Here is a 23,754-nt window from a genome sequence, read left to right on the forward strand (position 1 = left end):
TCCTTGAGTTGCACCATACACCTGCTCTGTCAGAACAGTGCAAATATACTGAAATTCTGTTTATCCGAACAGTATTGCCCCAAGCCCCAAGAAACGCCCTCACCGGGTTTCTTCCTGCTCTATCGAAGGGCACCGCCGTTAGTCAACCGCTGGGATCTGTGCTGGCGTCCTAAACCGAATCCAAGGCCAGAGCTGGCGTTCTGTCTGGGGAAGACTCCAGATCCTGAGCGGGACCTGGTACAGGGCTAAAAAATATCCTGATGGCGCGATCGCGGTCTGAAAAAAGATGTAGGCCTCCCCCAGATATCTCTTCTGAATAATAATTAATTAGGGGTAAGGCCACGCGGTCAAGCCCCGAGATGCCCCCTCTCTGCGGCCGCATCGGACTGACTTAGGCATCAGTAATATCAGGGGTAATCATCGTGGCAGACAATCATTGGTTAACACGGGCAGAGCGGGCTCTGGTCGTTGGTTCAGGGGTGGGAGCCGTGGCCTCAATGGCGGCCCAAAATGCGGCCCTAGCCACCGCCCCCTTGACGGTGATGGCGGCCATCGGATTGCTGAACCGCAACCGGGTAGAGCAGCAGCTTGACCAGGCCCAGGCCAAGTTGGCCCGGCAACAGCGACAGACGAGCCACCGCCTGACCAACCTCAGCAAACAAGTATCAGCCCTACCTTCGCCAGAGGCCCTAACTAACTTCCAACGATCGGTGATGGCCCGTAATAACCGGGCCTTCATGCAGTTTTCGAACGAAATTTCCCAGCTGCGCCACGAGGTCAATGACCAAATTCAGCAAGAGCTAGCCCCTGATCTGAGTCAGATTCAAGCGGCAATTGGCGATCTACAAGAGCAATACACCCAGACCCAAGTGGGGGTGCAAAACCTGACAAGTTACATGCAACGACTGGCGACGTTGCCTCGGTTAGAGGCCCTGGAAGGCGAGGTGTCCCAAGTCAGAACAGATTTGATGCAAGCCCGCATCGGCAGCGAGACTCTGCGATCGGAAACCCGCACCCTAGTGACCCATCTTCAGGCCACGGTCCAGCAGCTAGAGCAACGGCTACAAAACCTGACCCAAAGGACACCCCCTGGCTCAACGGGGCCTGAGATTACTGAGATAATGAAAGCGATCAGCCACCTGGTCGATCAAACCGAATTCACCAATCTGGTTAACCACGTTCGGGATCTAACCCGTCAACAGGCGAACCTAGAGCGAGCTTTGACCAAAGTTCCGGTGGGGGCGATGGGTGACCTGTCTGCTAGCGATTCGGCGGCGAAGAATGCCGGTAAAGACTTAAAAGACTTAGTTGAGGATCTCAACCAACTCAAGCTCAATATGCAGGCCCTGCAGCAGCAAGTTAATCAGCAGGAAACTACCGGACAGTCCCCAGAGCAAGTGCAGCAAGTTGTCTCTCAGCATTTGGGTCAGTTAAAGGCTCAGCTCTCTAAACTGGCGGGGGCTAACCAGTCCTTGGCAGAACGGCAGCAGCGATTGGGCCACCAATGGGCTCAAGTGCTACCTCAGATGAAACAGGGAATGGTCAGCCGTCAGGCCATGGCTCAACTCACCCAGCGACTGGGGCAGACGGAAGCTGAACTGAACGGGCTACGCCAGTCAGTCTTAACGCCCCAGAACAGCGATGGCCACCCCCAAGACCCCAGTTGGATTTTGGACTTTATTAACCCTGATGGGGCAGCGGCCCCCAATACCAACGCTAGCCGCCAAGCGCTGGACCAGGCGATCGCCCAGGCCCAACAGCGACTGATACTGGTGTGGCCCTGGGCCCACCACGTGGCCATTGACGATGAGCTGCTGAGCGGTTTGGTCCACTTGCTCCAGCGGGGCGGCCAGGTGGACATTGGCTGGTGCCACCAGGCAGATCCAGGGGAAGGGCGTCTGATCTGGCGCATCAGCCAGCGCTGGGATTTGGAGCCGAATCTGCTCAGCCAGTTAAAGGTCGCTTTAAGTAAACTTCTACCGCTGCGGGAAACCTACCCCGATCGCTTTAGATTCAAAATTATGGGGAGCGCTGAAAGCTATGTGGTGTGCGACAGCGGCCCCGACAGCGATCGCACCTACGCAATTGTCAGCCTCAAGCCTTTCGCCACCGCCAGCACCCCCTTTCCCCAGGTGGACGCTAAGCTGCGCACCGCTGATCCACAAGTGGTTCAAGGGTTGATTCAGCGATTTCAAAACCCCACCATTACCCCAGGGGACAAAATCGCCCTATTTAACCGGGGCACCACCCGCCACGACCTGCGAGACCAACCTGGGGCCATCAGCGACTATACCCATGTGTTGCGGCTACAGCCCGACCATGCCATCGTCCTCAATAACCGAGGGGCGGCCCACTTAGAGCTCAACCATACCGACCAAGCAGAACTGGACTTTACCCAGGCCCTAGAGCACAATCCCAAGCTGTTTGCTGCCTACTGTAACCGCGGCTGGCTACGCCTAGAACAGCGGCGCTACCCAGCGGCAATTCAAGACTTTACCCAGGCGATCGCCCTGAAACCCCACCTGCCCATGGCCTATGTGTATCGCGGCAGTGCCCTGCAAAAGCTGGGCGACCTGAAGGGCGCCGTGCGCGACTATAGCGACGCCATCGCCTGTGGCGATCCCATTGCCCTACCCTATTGCTATCGCAGCACCATTTACCAAAGCCAAGGGGACCACGATCGGGCGATCGCCGATTTACAACGAGCTAGCGATCACCTTGCAGCCCAGGGCGATCGCCAGGGGCTAGCTTCTGTCCAGCGGGCTCTGAGTCGGCTACGGGAAGGGGGGTAATGGGGTGATGAGGTGATGGAGTCAGGGCCAAATACCCGCAGGCTCCCATCAGGGGCAGAGCCAGCACCACCGGAATAATCCACCGCTGGCTGAGGCCGCGCCGAGCTAGATCATCCGCCAGCAAGAGCGGGAACAATAGCCATAGGGCACAAAAATCTAAGCTCATGACATGAATAAAGCGGCTGGTTTGCCACTGCTGCCAAAAGTCAGCCCAGTCGCCCTGCACCAATGCCCACCCGAAAAGGGCGATCGCCCCTGCGGACAACACCGCCCCCAACCAGGCCGAGTCCAACAGTCGAATCAGGGAGGACTTAGGGCCAGGGAACCCAGGGTTAGGTTGCCGAAAGGCCAAATAGGGCAGTAAAGCAAAGGCCCCAACGGCGAAAGACGCCACCACAAAGGGCCAGGCCCATAGTTTTTGTCCCTGGCCATCCATCAACATCAATGACGCATATACCATTGGCCAGATGCCCATGCCATTAAATAAGGCCACAATAATCGGGTTAATACCCTGCCAGTCCCCAGTGGACAGGCGTTGAATCAACCCCAAGGTATCGGCCTGATCGGGGGGAGCCAGTATAAATGCATACAACACAAATGCCAGCCACAGGCCGATTAAACTAATTTGCTTCATCACTCGCCAATGCTAAGTTTTTCACTAAATTATCAACCAAACGCAAAACAAGCAGACAGTCAGGCCTAAAGCAAATACCCTGTAGTCAAAGGCTTTAGGGTTGGGCAGATGTCTTTATTAAAAAATTATTAACAAGAAACCAGAACGTAAACTTATGTTCGCTTTTGTGTGTTTAGGTCAGTTAATACTACGGATACAGCGGCTTTGCCAACAAGGCCAAATTCATTACTTATACTAAGCCCATCGTCTGTTGAGGTGTTTTACGTCCTGTACTAACGTTATTGGCCACTGGAGCCCCCAAGCCCAAGCTATTGCCTGTGCCCTTATTTGGGAATCTGCCGTGCCTTTAGTTGCTCACCGTGAGCCTTTCTCTTCCCAGGCTCACCACCGTAAAGCTATGCATATTCGATATTTTCTCGAGTTATACGAGGCTGGCTACCGTAACTTTGCCGGTATTCACCTCACTGCGGCCGACTTCAGCCATCACATTTTAGTCGAGGTCGACTTAACCCGTGCCAACCTCAGTGGGGCGCAGCTCAGTCGTTCCTTTCTGACCCGGTCAAGCTTGCCCCAGGCCAACTTGACCTATGCCAACCTCAGCTTCGCCAAAATGAGTGAGGCCAATCTGGCCCAGGCTAATCTGACCAAGGCCAATTTGCGGGGGGCCTTTTTAGTCAAGGCCAACTTAGACCAAGCTCAATTAAGCGGCGCTGATTTATGCCATGCTAATTTGCGCCAGGCCAATCTGCGGGGGGCCAATCTGCGGGGGGCCAATCTGCGGGGGGCCAATCTGCGGGGTACCGACTTGTGTGGGGCTGATCTGTCTTGGGCTCACTTGACTGGAGCCCGCTTGAGTGGGGCCGATTTAGAGCAAACCCGCCTGGATGGTGCCAACTTAGAAGGGGCTTGGTTGAACGGAGTAGATTTACGAGGCCTTGACCTGGCTGGAATCAACCTCAAGGAAGCTAAATTAAATGGAGTCAAGCTGGACCATGCCAACCTCAGTTCGGCTAACTTGTCCCAGACCACCATGCGGGGTAGCAGCCTGGTCGGGGCTAACCTCAACAGTGCTGATTTAACCGGGGCCGTCCTGTGGAATAGTGTGTTAGACGGGGTGAACTTGTCTCGGGCCGACTTGACCCGGGCCCACCTGGGTCAGGTATCCCTGAAGGCGGCCCAAGTGGATGGCACTGAATTTACGGAATCCGTGTTGCCGATGGAAGCCCGGGCCTATTTGTACGAGGCCGTCTGTGGCGAAACCCGCTGGACCCATCGCCCTGCCCGGGCCACCCTCGATCAATCCCAGTTTGTCGATCAACTGCCTCTCTCATGAATTCCCCCCAAACCTCTGCCCCCCATACCCCAGGGGTCGTCCTGGTGACTGTGGGATCTGAGGCTGAAGCCCAAGATCTAGGGCACTACCTGGTGGAAACCCATTTGGCCGCCTGTGTCAGTCTCATGCCCCTGCAATCGATCTACCGCTGGCAAGGAGAGGTTCAACGGGACCAGGAGTGGCAACTGGTGATCAAAACAGACCTGAACCGGTTTGAAGACCTGTCGGTAGCCATTCGTCAGCGCCACACCTACGACCTGCCTGAAATCATCGCCCTGCCCATTACCCAAGGGTTACCGGACTACTTGCAGTGGATGCTGGCGGAAACGCGACCAAGCTGAAGGGAAGAACGAAGAAAGAAAAAAGAAGAGGGAAGAGGGAAGAGGAAAGAACGAAAAAGAGGGGCGTAGGGTGCATTCGCGAAGCAATGCACCGCTTTAGAAAAGAACTCTGCCTGGGCGCAGCCGTGCACCCCATGGGAATCGGGGTGCTGGCCACAAAAAAGGCTGACCATGGCCAGCCCTATGGACAAGGAGACTTCACAACTAGGTCGCATTCCCATCAAGCGAGAGGCATAACGTCCCGTCGATAGTGTGGGCTGAGATGGACCCCTAAACCCTACAGTAGGCAAGGCCGCGATCGCAGCTGCTTTATTTTTTAGAGGATTCACCTCCCTGGAACAGCATCAGAAGCTACAAAGATCAGCCGTAACCTTCCAGGTTAAGTCAGGGATCCTTGGCGTAGAACAGCATCGCCTAAAGAAAACCTTTGGGAGCATCCCCTTTCCAAAAAAGTTGTTTACTCTGTTGACAGATTCCGTTGAATCAGCATTCTGCTCAGGTTGTTGTCGTTGTCCGTTTGATCATGTCTTGTTTTGCTGCTTTAACCGTTTGTTCAAGTTGATCCGACAAATGCTGCAACCCTGATCCGCAGACCTCAGATCCGCTCACCCTTGATCCGCATAGTAGATTTCACTCAAACCGTTACCGAGAGATTACGATATGGCACAAAGTTTTGGTGTAATTGGCCTTGCCGTTATGGGCGAGAACCTGGCCCTCAATGTCGAGAGTAAGGGCTTTCCAGTGGCGGTCTACAACCGCACCGCTGCCGTGACCGAGCGCTTCATGGAAAAGCGAGCTCAGGGCAAAAATGTTAAGGCCACCTACAGTCTGGAAGAGTTTGTTCAGTCCCTTGAACGTCCCCGCCGGATTTTAGTCATGGTTAAGGCCGGCAGCCCAGTGGATGCGGTGATTGATCAGTTGCGCCCTCTGCTGGATGACGGCGACATGATCATGGATGGGGGTAACTCCCTTTACGAAGATACAGAGCGGCGCACCAAAGATTTAGAATCCACCGGTTTGCGCTTTATTGGCATGGGGGTGAGTGGGGGCGAAGAGGGGGCTCTGTTGGGTCCCAGCCTGATGCCCGGTGGCACCCGCGCCGCCTACGACTCGATTGAGCCGATCGTGAAGAAAATTGCCGCCCAGGTGGATGACGGCCCCTGCGTTACTTACATTGGGCCTCGGGGAGCAGGCCATTACGTCAAAATGGTGCACAACGGCATCGAATATGGCGATATGCAGTTGATTGCTGAAGCCTATGACCTAATGAAGAGTATCTTGGGTCTCGATCACAACCGGCTGTTTGAAGTGTTTAGCGAGTGGAACCTCACTGACGAGCTCAACTCCTTTTTGATTGAGATCACAGCGGATATTTTTACCAACGTTGACCCTGAAACGAAAGCGCCCCTGGTAGAACTGATTATGGATGCGGCGGGGCAAAAGGGCACGGGTCGTTGGACGGTGATGAGTGCGCTGGAACTGGGGGTCGGCATCCCAACGATCACCGCTGCGGTTAATGCCCGGATCATGTCATCGATCAAATCAGAACGGGTGGCGGCCTCCAAACAGTTGAGCGGCCCAGTGGCTAAGTTTGATGACGATGTCAAAGGGATGATCAACAAAATTCGTGACGCCCTCTACTGTTCTAAAATCTGCTCCTATGCCCAGGGTATGGCGTTAATTGGTGCGGCATCTAAAGCCTATGAGTACGACATTGATCTAGGGGAAACCGCTCGCATTTGGAAGGGAGGCTGTATCATCCGGGCCGGGTTCCTGAACAAGATTAAGCAGGCCTACGATGAAAATCCCGATTTGGCCAACCTGCTTCTGGCCCCAGAGTTTAAGCAAACCATTCTGGATCGTCAGGCGGCCTGGCGAGAGGTGGTGTCGATGGCCGCCACCTTTGGGATTCCGGTGCCCGCCTTTAGCGCCTCCTTAGACTACTTTGATAGCTATCGCCGCGATCGCTTGCCGCAAAACCTGACCCAGGCCCAGCGTGACTACTTCGGTGCTCACACTTACCAGCGGGTCGACAAAGAGGGCACCTTCCACACCGAGTGGACTAAGGCCCCTGCCCGGGTTTGATTTAAATCCAGATCCAAGTCCAGACCTGGAGTTCTGCCTGTGGGCAAACTCCAGATCTCGAGCTGGACTTGGTATAGCCTAAACCTCAGTACGGCATAACACCATCTCCTCCTACTGGCCTTAACTGACCCACCCCTACTTACTTCGACAGGCTCAGCACAGGCCTCCCAGGAGGGGATGGTGAACTCGCTGGGTTAGAGAAGTGGCTTATTCCGTTTTGCCGGTATGGATTGATACACCAGTAACCCCTGGGTAGCCCCCCACTACCGATGCACAACGCCGACACCACCCGCTACAGTAAGGGGTGGTGTCGTTAGTACATAGGAACGTTAGGTCAGGCGTATTGCTATACAGATTGCTACACAGAAGGTTATATCGAGATGAGCCCCCCAGGGGTTGGATTCAGGGGTTGGGCCTGCTGGGGTTACTGGCGGGCCTGGTGGCTTGCAGTGGCGCAGACAATGCCCCGGCCCCTCGCAATATCAATCTGTACCAAGACTGGAGCCTGCAACCGGGCGATCGCATTGCCAACTACCAGGTTCACAGTGGTTTAGGGGATGTGGCCCTTGATATCAGGGGCAACCGTTTGTATATGCCCTTTGGCGGTCAGGTACAGCCCGCCAGCGGCCATGGCGAGGACTGTGTGGTTGTCTCTAGTCCTGAGGTGCCTGCCTATCTTTTTCGCCTTTGTGGCCTGCGGCAAACTCGACTGGGCGATCGCCGCCAGGGGGATACTGTGGGCCAGGGGGATATCGTCGCCTTGGCCACCCTCCGCCGCCAGGCCGACGGGACCTGGGCGATGGTTGAACCGGCAAAGGAGATGATCGAGCAGTTTTTAACCCAGCCCTAGTGCGCTATGTTTCAGGCGACCCGGCAACGATTGGCCCTATGGTACACAGCCGTCACAGCGGTACTGTTACTGTTGTTCGCCAGTGGTTTTTACCTGTATGTGCGCACCACCCTAGTGGAACGGGTCGATGACACCCTCAACCATGTGGTGGAGATCGTAGAGCGCTCCCTGGTGATTGAACCTGATGTAACAGGGCGACGAATCTTGACCCCAGAGGGCACCCGCTTGGCCGGAGACACGCCCCCCTTGGGGGTGAATGTGGAGGCCAGCTTTCGAGATAATACCCGAGCCGTAGAAGACGACCACATTGACCTGGAGTGGTTTAGCCCCACCGGGCAACTGCTGTGGTCTACCCTATCGGACACGTTGCCAGTGCCCCTGCATGTGAACCCAGCCGGGGAAACGGTGCGGGTAGGGTCTGAGGAGGTGTTTCGCCAGATTACCCAGCGGGTGCAGGCGAATGGTCAGGTGTTGGGCTATTTGCGGGTCAGCCATCCCTGGTTTGAAGTCACCAAACCCAGTCGCCGTTTAATCGTGGACCTGGCCCTGGGGACCAGTCTGATGGTGGGGGCCGTGGCCGCCATTGGCTGGCTATTGTCGGGGATCGCCATGGCCCCAGTGCGCGATTCGTACCAACAGTTGAAACAATTTACAGCCGATGCCTCCCACGAGCTGCGTAACCCGATTGCCGTGATTCAGACCAATGCCCAAGTGGCCCTGGCCGACCCCAATCCCGATCTGGAGGTCCAACAGCAACAGCTGCAGGTGATTGAGCGGCTAACACGACGGCTAGGACGCCTGGTGGACGACCTGCTGTTTTTGGCCCGTCAAGACAGTGGGCTAATGCCCCTGGACCCAGAAGCGGTAGATATTGAGCCGTTGCTCCAGGAGGTCACCGAAGAACAGCAGGTGATAGCTCGCGATCGCGCCATCACCCTGACCCTAAAACCCCAGCTTTTGACCCGCAGTAAAGGGGCTAGCCCCAGACCCTCCCCCCTGATTGTGCCGGGTGATCCTGGTCAGCTCACCCGGCTGTTTACCAACCTGGTCAGCAATGCGGTGCAGTACACCCCTGACCAAGGCCAGGTCACCATTACCCCTCAGAAAATCAAGCAGCAGGGGCACAACTGGGTACAGGTGACGGTAGCGGATACCGGCATCGGCCTGGATGAAGCAGCCCTGGCCCATGTGTTTGACCGTTTTTACCGGGCCGATCCAGCCCGCCTGCGCCAGGGAGATAAAGGAACCGGACTGGGACTGGCGATCGCCAAAGCGATCGTCGATACCCACCGGGGACAGATTAGTCTGGCCAGCCAGCCTGGTGAGGGAACGAGGGTGGTGGTGGTGTTGCCGGGGGTGGGGGAGTGATGGGTGGATGGGTGGATGGGTGGTAGACGCGGAGCGGCTTCCCGAAGGGTAGGGTGGATGGGTGGATGGGTGGATGGGTGGTAGACGCGGAGCGGCTTCCCGAAGGGTAGGGTGGATGGGTGGATGGGTGGATGGGTGGATGGGTGGATGGGTGGATGGGTGGATGGGTAGGGGCGGACCTGTGTGTCCGCCCTGGCGGGGAATTGGAGAGAGGAGAATTTTGGATTTTGGATTTTGGATTGAAACCGTAGGGTGCATTAGCGGTCAGGGTCTGGGTATTGGTAGTCAACCTGGGGCCGCAATGCACCGCTGTTTGTCAGGCAATGGGTGATGAGGTGCCGTCTTCGTTCTTCGAGTAAGCGTCTTGATGAATCAGATGGTGAATGCGTTGGCGAAACAGGCGCACAGCAGCGCGTTGACCGACGGAGCGGCTTTGCTCGATAAAATTGATTTTCCCCCTAGGGATAGGTGGCTGGCAGAGTGGATGAAGCTATCGTTACGATCATCAACAGACATTAAGTATTTTGGGGGCTGAGAAGCAGGCAGGTTAAAATCTAACCAGATTTTTATGCCAAGTCCAGCTCGGGACCTGGGGTTTTCCCCAGATATAATTCCAGGTTTGGGTTTGGTTCAAGTCGATTTTTTCAAGTCGATAATCACCGATTCGATTATCCCGTTCGATCATTCCAACAGTTGGCGACCATAAACATCGTCAGGTTTTCAACCCATCACACCAGGTTCTGGTGTCCAACAGTTTTTTTTCGCCGATATAGCCCTAGACCACGGCTAAGTCCCCACGGGGATCGCTCCTGGGGATCGCAGGTGACTGCAACCACCGTAGGGTGGGCACTGCCCACCATTAGGGAGAAAGTTTTCCAGAAGTCGCCTAAGTCCCCACGGGGATCGCTCCTGGGGATCGCAGGTGCCCAAGGTCACTCTAGTGGTCTATCCAGGTAACGATGACGGGCTGAAAAGGAGATTTCTGAGAAAGACAATCTCTCTTTTTGTCAGCGATCGCAGCTCTCGTAGGGTGGGCATTGCCCACCACTCGGTAGAAAGTTTCCTAGAAGCCACCTAAAGCTCGCGGTTGCAGAACCCCATTATCAGATTCACCGAGCACTAAACGTCCTGCGGCCCTTGATCCCCATCCAATTGCACTAATCGTTATTACCTCAACCTATGGCTGATACACTCCAGCAAACTGTGCCGTCCCAGGCTCCTGGGGATCACAGTACCCATGATGGCTTGATCCCCGCTGTTAGTACGGGGATTTTTGTCTGCGTCCACGGGCATTTTTACCAGCCCCCCCGGGAAAACCCCTACCTGGATGCGATCGAAAAGCAGCCAGGGGCGGCCCCCTTCCACGACTGGAATGAGCGCATCCACCACGAGTGCTATCGTCCCAACGCCTACGCCCGCATCCTCAACGATCGCGGCGAGGTGATTCGGATTGTCAACACCTTTGAATACATCAGCTTCAACCTGGGTCCCACGCTGTTGAGCTGGATGGAACGCTACGACCTGGAAACCTACCAGCGCATCCTGGATGCCGATCGCAATAGCTGCCAGCGGTTGAACGGCCACGGCAACGCGATCGCCCAGGTATACAACCACATCATTTTGCCCCTGGCTAACCAACGAGACAAGCTCACCCAGGTGCGTTGGGGGATCGCTGACTTTAAGCGTCGGTTTGGCCGCGATCCCGAGGGCATCTGGCTGGCGGAGACAGCGGTGGATTATCCCACCCTGGAGGTGCTGGTGCAGGAGGGGATCAAATTCACCATCCTGGCCCCCTCCCAGGTGCAGCGCTGTCGGCCCCTGGTGACCACCCACGGGGAACGGGGGGACTGGCACGAGGTGGGTGGCGGCCAGATTGACCCCAGCCGCCCCTACCGCTGCTTTCTCAAGTATCCCGACGGCAGCCCCGACCCCAGTCGCTACATTGATGTTTTCTTCTACGACGGCCCGATCTCACGGGATATGGGCTTTAACGATGTGCTCAGCTCGTCCCAGCACTTTGCGGGCCGCATTGCCCAAGCCATCCATGGGGATCATCGCCCCTTCCAGTTAATTTCGGTGGCCACCGATGGTGAAACCTTTGGCCACCATCGGGGTGGGGCAGAAAAGGCCCTGGCCTATGCCGTCACCGAAGAATTTCCCCGCCAGGGCTGGACGGTGACCAACTATGCCCACTACCTGGCCACCCATCCCCCCGCCTGGGAAGCCGAGCTGAAGCCAGTGACCGCCTGGAGTTGCTCCCACGGGGTCGATCGCTGGCAAGATGACTGCGGCTGTGGCGGCGGCGGGGACTGGCAGCAGCAGTGGCGGCGACCCCTGCGAGACAGCCTGGACTGGTTGCGGGATCAGCTGAGTCAGGTGTTTGAGCAGCAAGGAGCAGCCTTGTTGAACGATCCCTGGGCGGCCCGGGATGCCTATGTGGCGGTAATGGGCGATCGCAGTGACGACAGCCTCGCCGCCTTCTTTGCCGCCCATCAGGCCCGTCCCCTTTCAGCCACAGAACGCACCACGGCCCTACAGCTGCTGGAAATGCAGCGCCATGCCCTGCTGATGTACACCAGTTGCGGCTGGTTTTTCGATGAAATCTCTCGCCCTGAGGGCACCCAAATTTTGCGCTATGCCGCCCGGGCCATGGACCTGGCCGGCGAGGTGGCCGGGATCGCCCTGGAAGTGGCATTTGTGGAACGGCTGCGGGCGGCCCCCAGTAACGTGGCTACCTTTAAAGACGGGGCTGGGGTGTACCAGACCTTGGTGAAACCCAGCCGGGTTTCACCAGAGCAGGTGGTGGCCCACTATGCCATGGGCTCCCTGTTCAGCGACTACCGCCGGGAACAAAGCCTCTACAGCTACACCGTGGAGCAGCAGGACTACCGCCGTCAGCGCCTGGGGCCTCTGTCCCTAGCGGTGGGCCAGGTGACGCTTACCTCCACCATTACCCGCGAGACCCTGACCTTGGCCTTTGGGGCTTTGCACCTGGGGGGCTGGGACTTCCATTGTGGTATTCGCAGCTTCCGTTCTCGTTTGGACTATACCAAGGCCAAAGACGAGCTGTTTGACGGCCTGGGTCAGGCCAGTGCCGCCCAAACCATCCTGGCGATTAACCGCATCTTTGGCGATCGCGCCTATGGTCTCCAGGACCTGTTCGCTGAAGAACGCCACCGGATGATGCAGTTGCTCTCCCAGGACACCCTGCTGCGGCTGGACCAGCTCTATTCCCAGGTGTACCGCGACAACTATGGGGTGCTGCGGGCCTTCCACCGGGACGGGCTGCCGGTGCCCCAGGAACTACAGGTGGCCGCTGACATCGCCCTCAGCCAGCGTACCCTGGAGGTGCTCCATGCCCTGGAGCGGGAGACCAGCGATCCCAGCAGCAATCCCCTGCGCCAGGGGGAAGAGTACTTAAATGAGCTAGATGCGATCGCCACTGAGGCCAGCTACTTCAATGCTCGCCTATCTTTGCCTGCCGCCAAGCCCATGCTAGAAGGGCTGATCTGGCGATCGGTCTGGCAACTGCTGAGCCATGAACCCAGTGAGTCCCTGGCCGCCGATGTGGATTGGCTGGGGCGGCTGATCGCGTTAGGCGATCGCCTCTCCCTGGGGTTATCCCTAGAGCGCCCCCAGGAACTGTACTACCAGTATCTGCACCGTCAGGTGTTTGACCTGTTGCACCGGGCGGCCCAGGGGATTCAGCTATTAAGGGCAAAGCAACGAGTCCAGGTGTACGACATCCTGCGCTTAGGAGACTACCTGTCGGTGGACGTGGCGGCTGTACGGGACGCCCTGGAAGGCCTATGACCCAGGGACTTTTGCCGCCATCAGGATGCCCTGGCACCCCTGGGATGGCGGCTAGTACGCCGATACAGATCCCAGCGGTTGACTAACGGCGGTGCCCTTCGATAGAGCAGGAAGAAACCCGGTGACGGCGGTTCCTGGGGTTGGTGGGCAGAGCCCACCCTACGATCGGAGCCGTGTTTCTTAGGAGGGTTCTTGGGCTGACTGGCCATTACTTTCGGGGTATCCCAGGGCAGAACCCTGGGATCTTGACATACTCTCTTGAGATAGTACAGATGCTCTAGCCCACCCTCACCCGCAATGTGACACCCCCGCAGCGGTCAGTCGTTGGTTTTGCCATCGTCCTCAATCCAGGTGTCTAGGCGGAGACGGGCGATCGCCTCAATTTGGCCCAGGGCCGTGGCCATTTCTACCTCGACTGGGTTATTCACCCGTTGGGCAAAGTTTTCTAGAATCGAGACTTTGGTATGGCCTGCCACAGCCAGAATAAACGGAAACCCAAAGGTGTCTTTATAGCGCTGGTTTAGGGTTTGAAACCGCTCATACTCAGCCGCACTCAGGTTTGTTAAGCCCGCTTTACTCTGCTCTGCCACAGAGGCATCAGCCATCGTCACCCGAGCCCCGAGGTCGGGGTGGGCCTTGATCAGGGCTAGTTTATCCTCTGGGGACAGCGATCGCACCATGGCCACCATCCGCTGGTGCAAATCGGCCACCGAGGCAAAGGGGCGTTGGTGCCAGACCTGGGCGGCGATCGCCGGAGTAGCTTCAAACGCAGGGCCAATGGCCTCTACAAACTCGGCCTGGGACATGGAGTTGAGTTGGCTGAGGGGGTAGGGCATGGAGGGTTTTAGGAAATCGGTTCTGGGTGCCAAGATCGTATGGGCAGACCGATGGGTCTGTTCTGGGGTGCCTGTTCTGGGGTGCCTGTCCTGGGGTGTCTGTCCTGGGGTATCAGGTTTCAGCACCATACCAAAGCCGCTCGATGGTCGCAGCCACCCTGGCCGAATCAGCATCGGCCCTAAGACATTGGGTGACGTGACCCAGCTTACGGCCTGGGCGGGGGCTTTTACCATACCAGTACACCTGGGCTTGGGGGATAGCCTTTAGGTTGGCCAACCGCTCCTGGTGAGTAGCGTCAGAGGCATCTAGCCCTAACAAGTTGACCATCACCGCCTGATCACAGGTGAGATCGGTGGGGCCAAGGGGGCGATCGCTAATGGCCCGTAGCTGCTGCTCAAATTGGGAGGTGACGCAGGCATCCAGGCTGTAATGGCCGGAATTGTGGGTGCGGGGGGCGATTTCGTTAATCAGCACCTGGTCGTCTTCAGTCAGAAAACATTCAATCGCCATCACCCCCACCAGGTCTAAGCCATTCACTAGGGTGCGGGCCAGGGTGGCCATCCGATCCATCACCGCTGGGCTCACCGGGGCCGGGGCCACCACTCGACGACAGATCTGGTTAACCTGTTGGGTTTCTACCGCCGGGTAAAGGGCCAACTCTCCGCTGACGGAGCGGGCTACCACAATCGCCAATTCTTGCTTAAACGGCACAAACTCCTCCAACAGTACTGGGGCTCGACCGCTGGTCTGCCAAGCAGCTGTTAACTGAGATCGATCGGCCACCACAAACGTGCCATAGCCGTCATAGCCTAAGCGACGAGTTTTCATCACCAGGGGAAACCCCACCGTCTCGGCTTTGGCCAGCAGCACCTCTGGTGCTTCTCCACCGTCTAGGAAAACGTAGCGGGGGTTGGGCAGACCCATCTGCTGAAAAAACTGGCGCTGATGGAGCTTGTCGAGCACCAGGGCCATGAGCTCAAGCCCAGGTCGAAACATCGTTCCTTGCTTCACCAGGGGTTGCAGCCCAGCACAGTCAATGAACTCATTTTCAAAGGTGATCACATCGCACTGGCTGGCCAGCACCGCTGTAGCGTCGACGTCTGTTATGGGGGCCAAAATGGTATGCTGGGCGATCGCCACCGCTGGATCCTCTGGATCAGGGGTCTGTATCACCAACTCTAACCCTAGGGATTTAGCCCCAGGCCCCATCATCCAAGCCAGTTGGCCACCACCAATCACCCCCACTCGCTGAACGGTGGGGGGAGTGTTGTCATCCCTCGCCTGCCCCATACTGCCCCTAATGCTGCTGTGAACCCCTCCAATCCTACTAACTTTGATCACCCTATACCAAGTCCAGTTCGAGATCTGGCGTAATTCCCTACCAGCAGCACTCTAAGTCAGGAAAGGCTGGGGTAACGCAGTCTCAAAATCCTCTCCTGGGAGGGGTAGGGGTGGGTCAGTCAAGGCTCGCATGGCAACTCATAGCAAAGCATTTTGCCCCACCCCGCCCGTTCCTGCAGAACGCTGCGCCAACGGGCACCCTTCCCAAGTAAAGGATGGTGTCATCCCGAACCCAGGTTCGTTTAGTTACAGGACGCCTGCTTCTGGCTCTACCGAGCCTCCCCCAGGGACAGTCATATCTCCACTGGTTCCAACCGCCGGAGCCCCTGCAGGTTCTGATTCTGGCAAGGGAGTAACCACCCCTGGAGGAGTTACGGTGGCAGGCAGCCAGTTCTCTTCAGAGGGCAATGGGGCACTGACTTCGAGGCCGACGGGCTCTGGAGAAGTCGTCCCTAAGGATCGATTGGGCCGACCAATTAGGTTCGGATCGACAATGGCGCTAGGGCCATCAAAGGGGGACTGTTGGGCCAGAGCCCGCCGCAAGTGGGGGCGCAGGGTTGCGATTGGGTCATGGGGTTGATCGGCCAAAGGCCGGGAATCTGGAATGTTGAGGCCGAGAACCAGACGGCTGGTTTGATAAAACCCCTGCAAGTCGAACTCGGCCACCTCAATATCGGTACCGCTCACCAAGGCCATCTGACCACCCAAAAGGGCTATCGTCTGACTGTGATCATTAGTACTTAAGGATATGGGCCCGGCACTGTCGCTGGTTAAGGCCATCACCAGCGTCAGATTGCGCTCGGGCACATAACGGACCACCACCGCTGCATTTTGCAAACCGACAATGGCGTTAGCGGTGTGAATGGCGGTGCGCCCCTGGTCTGGGGGCACAAATAGAGCGGTTGTACCCTGCCTTAATCGCAGCTGCCGGGTTTGGGGCCAAAAATGTAGGCTACTCTGTTCTCCCATGCGGACCAAGGAGCCGTCATTAAACAGCAACTCAGCTTTAGCGGCGACGTTGGTTGTGATTCGATCCCCGGGGCAAAGGCACTCAGCGACCACTGCCGGACGCACATTCCCTGCCACAGACGCTAGGTGTACCTGATTGGTACTGAAGTTAACCCAGGCTCGGGTGAAGGGCACCTCGGCTTGGGCGGACGGTACGCCAATGACCAGTCCTGCCAGTGCCACAGCCATCGAAACAAGGGAACGGAAGGTCATAAACTACCCCAGGGCTGAACCTGGAACAAGGCAACAATAGGTAGACAGAAGGCTCAAGGCCCGCTCATCCTAGGTCTATTATGTTTGCTTTGGCAGGGGCCAGCGACTGTCAGAACTGTCTAACCCATGAATCTTCTGTTTTGATGCGTATTTTTTTGGTAAATGTGGCCTTGATTGTCAGGAATCCAGTCAAGCATCAGTGATTCTACTGATAGTTCAGAGTTGGCTTACCATGCCCTAAGTATGCTCTATCGCCAGGCTTTAATTTCTATTGGGGCTTAGGATGGGGCATAGGGCTGCATCTGGATCGAATTCTCTTTGTTTTAGTCTGGCAGAACCAACCATTGAAACGGCGGATTTACCTAACGTTAGGGGTACCCAGTCTAGGATGGCTCAGTCTTGGCATCGGCATTAGCGCTGGCTACGGCTTGCCTGCCTATGCGGTAGACCCAGTTCCCCTAACCGTATCGACGGACGTAGCCCTCAGTCAACGTCTGACTCCAGAATCAGCGATCGCGCCCTTGGCGGTAGCCCTATCACCTGATGATCCTGACGCTGTCCAAGCTGGGGAGCACCAGCCAGCGTCATCCCCGGATCTGTCTGCCCCGGATCTCCCCTTAGGGGCTGACCACGCCCCGATAGCGGCCTTAGAGCCCGGTCCTATCGTCTCCCCTGCCCATCTAGACCTAGAGGTGAGCTTTGCCCCGACGCAGGGATTTCCCCTAAATGCGCCGCTCTTCACCCCTAGCGAGTCATCGGTGGGACTCAAGCCAGCCCTGGCCCAGGGCCAGGACAATGACGATGATACCGAAGAGCCACCCTTTGAGGGGGTACCACTGGACCAGGACACTGAGCTACCCCCAGGGGATCCTGAGCTGGGGGTGATTCAGGTGCGCAGTCCTTTAGAAGACCCTGACCTGGGGATCTTACGGATTCGTGAGCAACCCCCCTTACTGATTCCTCCCCCAGATGAACCGCCAAAAATTGGCTTTTTAACCGCTCGCTTTTTAATGGGTAGCAGTGACAATATTCTGCTGGTGATTGATGATGTGGGCAACCTCACGGGGGATACGTTTTTCCGTCCCTCTCTCACCTTTGAAGTGTATCCAACCCTAGGTCCAGAAACGACTCTGATTGGCACCATTGACGCGGCCCTACAGCGCTATGGCAGTCAGTCCAGCGTGAATTACGACGACCTGCGGTTTCGGGTTGGCATTCGCCAAGGCCTGTCACCGCGCACCTATGGGCAACTGACGGTCTCTTATCAAGAGCTGTTTCGCCCAGGGCCTAACCGTTTTCGCTTTTTTGAAAATACAGCGATCGCCCTAACCCTCGGTCGTCGAGACCCGCTGACCCCCCAACTCAGCCTAGATACGTACTACCGGGCCGAATATAACGATGCCACGGTGCGGTCAAATTTTGACTCTGGACCTGTATTGACAGATTTCAGCCGCTTTTCCCAAGTGATTGGGGCCTATTTGGCCTATCGGTTTAATCCCCAACTTCAGGCCGGGCTTAGCTATCAAGTCACCCTGGTGGACTACGCCGCCCAGGCGCGCCATGATACGTTTCAGCAATTGCTCGGGCAAGTGGTGTACAGCATTACGCCGACAGTGCGATTGAGTGCCTATGGGGGATTTGGATTTGGCCGATCGTCTGAACCCAGGGTGCGGTTTGATGACACGTTGTTTGGCTTGAACCTGGAAGTCAATTTACCCTTGTTTTAAGGTCATCCCAAACCCGAGATGGCTGACGGGCAGAACCATGCAATTTATAGAACCCAGCACCCTAATGACGTCCTGGGATGGAGGCATGGGGCTAAAGGCTTCCCAGGAGTGTAGACATCCTGCATAATTCAACACAATGTGCTGATGGTTGTGCGTGATGCCCCTCTCCAACTACCGCTTGGTTCTGTCCCGAGTTGCCAGGCGCCTGGTCCATTACATCCTGGTGGGAATCACGGTGGCCTGGCTGGTCATGGTAGGGACGGCGGCAGCGCCACAAGCCAGCCCTGAGGCGGATGATATCACTCCCTCTAGCTACGACTTAGCCCAAGCAAAGCCTTTTAACCAACTTGAGACGTTTCCCGTGCGGCCCCTGCCGACGGCCCCGACCCTGCGCCCCAATGGCGATTGGATCGGGCGCTTGATGCTGCCCACAGAGGCCGACTACGACGCTGATCCTGGGGATTGGGCCTGGCTGGAACTTTGGCACAGCCCAACAGAACATGCCAACTTAGTGGGGCAGCGACTCAAGTTGACCTGGCAGCCGGGGGATATGCGCGATCGCTACGTGGCGGCCGTCACCCGAGATGTGACGTTCAGTGACCAAGCCTATCGCTTTTTGGCCAATGGCAATGTGATGCCGACTCGGCTAAATGGTCGCTCCCAGGTGGGGCCGCTACAGTCATTAGCTGGGGTGCGCCCCCAGGATGATGTCACCGTCCGTTTAACCGAGGTAACTGTCGAACTCGACGGCGATCGCCCGGTGATCCAAACCGCCCTAGAACCGGTGCAAATTACCGGGCGGGAATATGGTCTGGTGCAATTGCTAGGATCCGATGAAACGGTCGATGCCCCCTTACCCCCCGACTGCCCCGGGGAGCCCCCTTGCCCGAGTGAATTTTTTCGGGTGCAATTCTACGATCCGGCTACCCAGGGGTTTACGGGTCCTATCAGTACGGTGCGAATTCCGCAGCAGCCCCGGCTCGGGGGCGATCGCTTTTTCTCCAATCTGCGAGACTTAGCCGATTCCCCCGCTGGGGTGGCCGGGTGGTACATCTATGGGGCGCGGGATCCAGAAGGCGTTTTCACGGTGCAGTCCCTCAAGCCCCGGGCGTTATTTCAGCTAGACCCGGATCGAGTCGTGCTGGGGCGTAGCGCGGGTTTAAATTACATTGACCGGGGCAACTGGCAAGATACCCCCCAGCGCCAGGGCACCCTGCAACGGGTTTTGCTGGCCCCTGCGGGGGACCCGGCCCCCCAGAACCAGTGGCAAGCAGGGGACTATGCCCTGCTGATTCACCTGTTTGGCGGCATTGGCGGGGAAAAGGCGGAATTTTCTCCCCTGGGAACGGTTGCTGGCCACTTTGCCTATGGCCTGGTGCGGGTGGTGCGCGAGCCCCTGACCAACGAGTTACAGTTCGACATCAAGTACCAACAAATTTATGCCCAAAACCCCAATGGTATTGCCTCGGGCACCCACGACTGGATCGACTACATCGGCGATATGCAGCGGGGGTGGTTGGGGGTTCGGCCGGTGTCAGATATTGTCGTCAAGCTAGATGCCTTTATTACCCCGTTTCAGTTTGGCGATACCCAGATCTCTCTGTTTCGGGAATTGCTGCTACAAACCCAAATCATTGCCGCCCGCTATCGGGTTGGCGACGGCACTGGCGTGTCTGCAGTTACCCCAGCGGCGTCCTGTGTGCAAGATTCCAACCAGGCGTTGTTTATTGCCATGCAGCAAATTCGGCGGCAAATTGAAAGCCACCCAGAGATTGTCACCTGGGTGCAGCAGCACCCTGATAGCCCTGAAGCCCAGCGGGCCAAAGACTTTGTTGCCCTAGGAGAAGCCTTAGAAGCGATGCTGGTGCCCTACGGGGTGGTGCGGGCGGATTGGCAAACCAACGCTGAGACCCTGGCGGCAGTCGAGTCGGGGGGAGATTTCATCAGCAGTCCTCGGCTAACCAGTGGCGTATTAAGTTGGCAGACCATGATGCCCCGCTGGGGCCATGACCAAGTGGCTCGCATTTTCTTGCAGCACGGGGCACAGCTCTGGTTCTTACGCACCAATATGGTGGGCGGCTTTGACCCAGGGGTGGAACCCATCGCCCCCACGACCCTGATGGGGGGCATCCCAGTCGTCGGTCGGCTGGTGCAGCGACTGGCCGACGCTTTTGCGGTTTGGCCTACAGGGCCAACCATCACCATCACCCTGGGCACATTGGCCCTTTATGCCGCTTTAGCCATTCCTGTGGGGCTGCGCAATGGGTTCTTGCGGTGGCAGGTTGTCCGGCAACACCCGCTACTGGTGTTGCTGGGGCTGCTGCGAATTGCAATTTTTCCGGCTTTAGCAGAAGAAATTGTGTTTCGGGTGCTGCTGCTACCCCACCCGGTGGAAGGGGTGCCGGTTGGTATTTGGCTGCTGTGGGGGCTCCTCAGCTTGGGGCTGTTTATGCTGTACCACTGGGTGATTGGCAAAACCGTTTACCGCTCAGCCTGGGTCACCCTGTCAGATCCACGCTTCATCGTGCTGATGGGCTGGTTAGGCATAGTGCTGATTGGCCTGTACGGAATTACCGGTTCCCTGTGGCTGGTCACCTTTGGGCACTGGGCGGTAGTGGCCGTATGGATTTATATCCTGGGGGGCTATGCCCGCCTGGCACCCCAAGCTCCTGCCCCGGCCAGCCCCTAAGCTAGGTCTATGAAACCTGGGGTAGGAGCACCTCGATTCCCCAGCTTTGCAACCCAATGCGCCATGATCCCCGGATACTCCTAGAATGACCAATAGCTCATGGCTAATTGCGGAGGGTCCTGATCATGCTGAAGTTATCGTCACTGATTTCCATTGGCTGTCTGATGGGGGTAGTTTTGCTCGCAGGGGGCACACCAGCACTCGCCCAGCCCTGCATGGTGGACTGTGGTTCGGGACAAATTCAGTTCACCCCTGGGGATGCCGTCACGGTACAGGTGGTCAATCGCAGCACTGTGCAGGTGGCGGTGGAACAACCGCCCATGATTGGGCCTCGGACCCTGCGTCCAGGAGACACCACAGAGTTGGGGTTTGGCTGGGGCACTACACCAAATATTTCCATGTTTCTCTGGGCGTTGAGGGACCAACCAGTGCGGGTGCGCCTGGGTCGCCCTGTGGAGACAACCCTGACGGTCGAGATCTATAACGCCCCCAGTGAACCCAGCGATCGCTCCGTCTACATCGAAAATGATGGTCGGGTTTCAATCAAATAGCATGTGCCACAACCCAGTTTCACTGCTACACTCACAGGCAAATTCCGTCAGAGAGTATTGATCCTTTGTCCATGCTGGAGCGTCGCCGTTACCGTTCACTGCCCCTTAAGCGCAAAAAACGCCAACGCCAGCGGCAACGTCAGCGGCTGTCAGCCCTGTTGATGATCGCCCTGGTGGGTAGTACCCTGCTGCTGGCCGCTTTCCGCAGTGCCAGTGGCTACTGGCGTCAGCCGGTGTTACTATCCCAGCGGCCAGTGGGGCAAATCGTCAGCCGAGCCGAGTTGGCCACTGGCATTCGCCAAATTCAGACGGCCAATGGACGCCCCACCCTCAACCCCCTACCCCTGGCTGAGGAAGTCTGGGATTGTGAAGTGGTGGTAATTGGCGGCACCTTGGGCGGCATAGCGGCGGCCGCCCACGCCATGGACACCGGGGTCACCACCTGCACGATTGAGCTCACCCCCTGGCTAGGGGGACAGGTGAGTTCCCAGGGGGTCTCAGCCATTGATGAATCCCGGGCCATGCGCTGGCGGCGCAATTTTTCCCCTAGTTGGGAAGCCTTTAAAGCCCTAATCAAGCGCCAGCCCGTTTACTTGCCCGAGTGGACAGGGCTGCCGGGGCAAATGGCTGTCAACCAAGTGAATAGCTGTTGGGTGGGGGAGTTGTGCTTTAGTCCCAGGGCTGGGGCGACCGCCGCTGAAATGTTACTGCGCCAGGCCGCAGCCTCTGCACCTAACAGCCGCTGGTCCACGTCCACGGCGTTTAAGGGGGCTGCCTTTGACACCACTGGACGTAACATTACGGCGGTATACGGGGTTAGGCGGATTCCTCGAGATCCTGACTATGTGCCTACGGGTCGGCTGTCCCAAGAGTTGGAGGCCTGGTACGACTGGTCCGACGACGATGTCTACAATAAGGTTCCGATTCGGCTACAGCCCCCCCCGGGGCGGCGAATGATCGTGATTGATGCCACTGACACCGGGGAACTGGTGGGTTGGGCTAATTTCCCCCATCGGCTTGGCTCCGATGCCCAATCCTTTACCGGTGAAGTTAACGCCCCGCCTAAGGATAATCCCGACTGTACCCAGGCCTACACCTATCCGTTTGTGCTGGCGACGTTAAGCGATCGCGACACCAGCCTGAAAACCCTCAATGCCCTAGATTCCCCCTTAACCCGCGATCAACATCGCCAGGAATTTGACTTAGAAGGCTTTCCCTTCTTTAACTTTGGCAGCGTCTTTAACTATCGCCGGATCGTCAGCCAGGTTCCCGGCGCCGCCAACGTCAATGTCACCCGTCCTGGGGAAATGTCCCTGATGAACTGGAACAAAGGCAACGACTGGCACTTTATGGACCCCCCCCTGGTGTTGACCGATGAAGACTTGCGCCTCAGCGGTCAACGGCAAAACTGGATGGGGGGGCTGTCTACAGAATCCCTCAACTATGGGGAACTGCATGCCCTAATGTTTGCCGAATGGCTGATCGAAACCGAAGCCACCTCAAACTTACCCCTGTCCCTGTTGACCGGCGAAGACGCACCGCTGGGTACCCAGTCAGGCCTGAGTATGGTGCCCTACATTCGGGAGGGCCGACGAATTTTAGGGCGCCCCGCCTATGGCCAGGAAAGCTTTATGGCGGTGGAGGCCGACTTGCGGGAAGACATGACCGGTGGCCGTGACTTTAGCCCCACTGCCGTCGCCCTGGCCCACTACGACATTGACATTCATGGCTGTCGCTACCGGGAGTGGCGGCCCTCCTACGAGGCGGCAGGGGCTAGCATCAAAGAGTTTGTGGTGCGCCCTTTGCAGATTCCCCTAGAGGGCATCGTTCCCCAGGGGGTCGATAACGTCTTGATCGGGGGCAAAAGCATTGCTGTCAGTCACATTGTCAATGGTGTGACTCGGGTGCATTACGGGGAATGGAGTATTGGCGGAGCCGCTGGGGCCACAGCGGGGTGGTTGCTGCGCCACGGCAAACCCTACGATCTGACCCCGGCCCAGGTGGTGGCCACCGGACAAATGCCTGCCCTACAAGCATTTTTGGTGGAGCAAGGACTCCGGTTTACCTGGTAGGAAACTTGATTGGGGTATTCCCCTTTGATTTTTCTCTACTGCCTGCGGAAACCTTGAAAAAACTATAGATTAGTTATTTAGGTAACTATAGGAAAAAGGC

General features: G+C 57.2%; 15 protein-coding genes. 11 read left to right on the top strand and 4 right to left on the bottom strand.

What is annotated here, in order from left to right; all coding sequences use genetic code 11:
• Nucleotides 1-422: 422 nt before the first annotated feature.
• On the top strand, nucleotides 423-2,792 hold the full coding sequence (locus E1H13_RS28330) for a tetratricopeptide repeat protein (RefSeq protein ID WP_169615684.1): 2,370 nt from the start codon (nucleotides 423-425) through the stop codon (nucleotides 2,790-2,792).
• Here E1H13_RS28330 and E1H13_RS19310 read toward each other — a convergent pair.
• A complete protein-coding gene (locus E1H13_RS19310) occupies nucleotides 2,707-3,429 on the bottom strand; it encodes a DUF2834 domain-containing protein (protein WP_169615686.1) in 723 nt (240 codons plus the stop codon). The two genes, E1H13_RS28330 and E1H13_RS19310, sit on opposite strands and share 86 nt — an antisense overlap.
• Before the next feature lie 337 nt (nucleotides 3,430-3,766).
• Here E1H13_RS19310 and E1H13_RS19315 point away from each other — a divergent pair, with 337 nt between their 5' ends.
• The 6 genes from E1H13_RS19315 to E1H13_RS19340 all read left to right on the top strand — a co-directional run bounded on the left by E1H13_RS19315 (nucleotide 3,767) and on the right by E1H13_RS19340 (nucleotide 13,216).
• A complete protein-coding gene (locus E1H13_RS19315) occupies nucleotides 3,767-4,759 on the top strand; it encodes a pentapeptide repeat-containing protein (protein ID WP_347404192.1) in 993 nt (330 codons plus the stop codon).
• Nucleotides 4,756-5,100 (top strand): divalent-cation tolerance protein CutA, encoded by a 345-nt coding sequence (gene cutA / locus E1H13_RS19320; RefSeq protein ID WP_169615687.1) that lies wholly within the window; start codon nucleotides 4,756-4,758, stop codon nucleotides 5,098-5,100. The genes E1H13_RS19315 and cutA overlap by 4 nt, the downstream gene beginning before the upstream one ends.
• A gap of 660 nt (nucleotides 5,101-5,760) precedes the next feature.
• A complete protein-coding gene (gene gndA, locus E1H13_RS19325; RefSeq protein WP_169615689.1) occupies nucleotides 5,761-7,185 on the top strand; it encodes an NADP-dependent phosphogluconate dehydrogenase in 1,425 nt (474 codons plus the stop codon).
• Between the two features lie 409 nt (nucleotides 7,186-7,594).
• On the top strand, nucleotides 7,595-8,035 hold the full coding sequence (locus E1H13_RS19330; RefSeq protein WP_240966731.1) for a hypothetical protein: 441 nt from the start codon (nucleotides 7,595-7,597) through the stop codon (nucleotides 8,033-8,035).
• Between the two features lie 6 nt (nucleotides 8,036-8,041).
• The gene (locus E1H13_RS19335; protein ID WP_169615691.1) at nucleotides 8,042-9,403 is read left to right on the top strand and encodes a HAMP domain-containing sensor histidine kinase; all 1,362 of its coding nucleotides are present in this window, start codon (nucleotides 8,042-8,044) and stop codon (nucleotides 9,401-9,403) included.
• A gap of 1,179 nt (nucleotides 9,404-10,582) precedes the next feature.
• The gene (locus E1H13_RS19340) at nucleotides 10,583-13,216 is read left to right on the top strand and encodes a DUF3536 domain-containing protein (protein WP_169615694.1); all 2,634 of its coding nucleotides are present in this window, start codon (nucleotides 10,583-10,585) and stop codon (nucleotides 13,214-13,216) included.
• Between the two features lie 317 nt (nucleotides 13,217-13,533).
• Here E1H13_RS19340 and uraD read toward each other — a convergent pair whose 3' ends face one another.
• The 3 genes from uraD to E1H13_RS19355 all read right to left on the bottom strand — a co-directional run bounded on the left by uraD (nucleotide 13,534) and on the right by E1H13_RS19355 (nucleotide 16,591).
• Entirely contained in the window at nucleotides 13,534-14,052 is a 519-nt protein-coding gene (gene uraD / locus E1H13_RS19345) for a 2-oxo-4-hydroxy-4-carboxy-5-ureidoimidazoline decarboxylase (protein WP_169615695.1), read from the bottom strand.
• A gap of 112 nt (nucleotides 14,053-14,164) precedes the next feature.
• Entirely contained in the window at nucleotides 14,165-15,343 is a 1,179-nt protein-coding gene (locus tag E1H13_RS19350) for a 5-(carboxyamino)imidazole ribonucleotide synthase (RefSeq protein WP_169615697.1), read from the bottom strand.
• Nucleotides 15,344-15,640: 297 nt separating this feature from the next.
• The gene (locus E1H13_RS19355; protein ID WP_206070716.1) at nucleotides 15,641-16,591 is read right to left on the bottom strand and encodes a FecR domain-containing protein; all 951 of its coding nucleotides are present in this window, start codon (nucleotides 16,589-16,591) and stop codon (nucleotides 15,641-15,643) included.
• Between the two features lie 368 nt (nucleotides 16,592-16,959).
• Between E1H13_RS19355 and E1H13_RS19360 the strand changes: the two genes are divergently transcribed.
• From E1H13_RS19360 to E1H13_RS19375, 4 genes are all read left to right on the top strand, one after another.
• On the top strand, nucleotides 16,960-18,342 hold the full coding sequence (locus E1H13_RS19360) for a hypothetical protein (protein WP_169615701.1): 1,383 nt from the start codon (nucleotides 16,960-16,962) through the stop codon (nucleotides 18,340-18,342).
• Between the two features lie 157 nt (nucleotides 18,343-18,499).
• Nucleotides 18,500-21,031, top strand: coding sequence for a CPBP family glutamic-type intramembrane protease (locus tag E1H13_RS19365; RefSeq protein ID WP_169615703.1), 2,532 nt, complete (start codon nucleotides 18,500-18,502; stop codon nucleotides 21,029-21,031).
• 125 nt (nucleotides 21,032-21,156) lie between these two features.
• On the top strand, nucleotides 21,157-21,582 hold the full coding sequence (locus E1H13_RS19370) for a hypothetical protein (protein WP_169615705.1): 426 nt from the start codon (nucleotides 21,157-21,159) through the stop codon (nucleotides 21,580-21,582).
• Between the two features lie 71 nt (nucleotides 21,583-21,653).
• Entirely contained in the window at nucleotides 21,654-23,654 is a 2,001-nt protein-coding gene (locus tag E1H13_RS19375) for an FAD-dependent oxidoreductase (RefSeq protein WP_169615707.1), read from the top strand.
• The last annotated feature ends 100 nt before the right edge of the window (nucleotides 23,655-23,754 follow it).

The organism is Nodosilinea sp. P-1105 (genome assembly GCF_012911975.1).
In the GTDB taxonomy this organism is placed as follows: domain Bacteria; phylum Cyanobacteriota; class Cyanobacteriia; order Phormidesmidales; family Phormidesmidaceae; genus Nodosilinea.

What these genes read in the sequence shown, in the direction of transcription:
- cutA (WP_169615687.1), top strand. Translation starts at nt 4,756, where the DNA reads ATGAATTCCCCCCAAACCTCTGCCCCCCATACCCCAGGGGTCGTCCTG.
- gndA (WP_169615689.1), top strand. Translation starts at nt 5,761, where the DNA reads ATGGCACAAAGTTTTGGTGTAATTGGCCTTGCCGTTATGGGCGAGAAC.
- E1H13_RS19335 (WP_169615691.1), top strand. Translation starts at nt 8,042, where the DNA reads ATGTTTCAGGCGACCCGGCAACGATTGGCCCTATGGTACACAGCCGTC.
- E1H13_RS19340 (WP_169615694.1), top strand. Translation starts at nt 10,583, where the DNA reads ATGGCTGATACACTCCAGCAAACTGTGCCGTCCCAGGCTCCTGGGGAT.
- uraD (WP_169615695.1), bottom strand. Translation starts at nt 14,052, where the DNA reads ATGCCCTACCCCCTCAGCCAACTCAACTCCATGTCCCAGGCCGAGTTT.
- E1H13_RS19350 (WP_169615697.1), bottom strand. Translation starts at nt 15,343, where the DNA reads ATGGGGCAGGCGAGGGATGACAACACTCCCCCCACCGTTCAGCGAGTG.
- E1H13_RS19355 (WP_206070716.1), bottom strand. Translation starts at nt 16,591, where the DNA reads ATGGCTGTGGCACTGGCAGGACTGGTCATTGGCGTACCGTCCGCCCAA.
- E1H13_RS19365 (WP_169615703.1), top strand. Translation starts at nt 18,500, where the DNA reads ATGCCCCTCTCCAACTACCGCTTGGTTCTGTCCCGAGTTGCCAGGCGC.
- E1H13_RS19370 (WP_169615705.1), top strand. Translation starts at nt 21,157, where the DNA reads ATGCTGAAGTTATCGTCACTGATTTCCATTGGCTGTCTGATGGGGGTA.
- E1H13_RS19375 (WP_169615707.1), top strand. Translation starts at nt 21,654, where the DNA reads ATGCTGGAGCGTCGCCGTTACCGTTCACTGCCCCTTAAGCGCAAAAAA.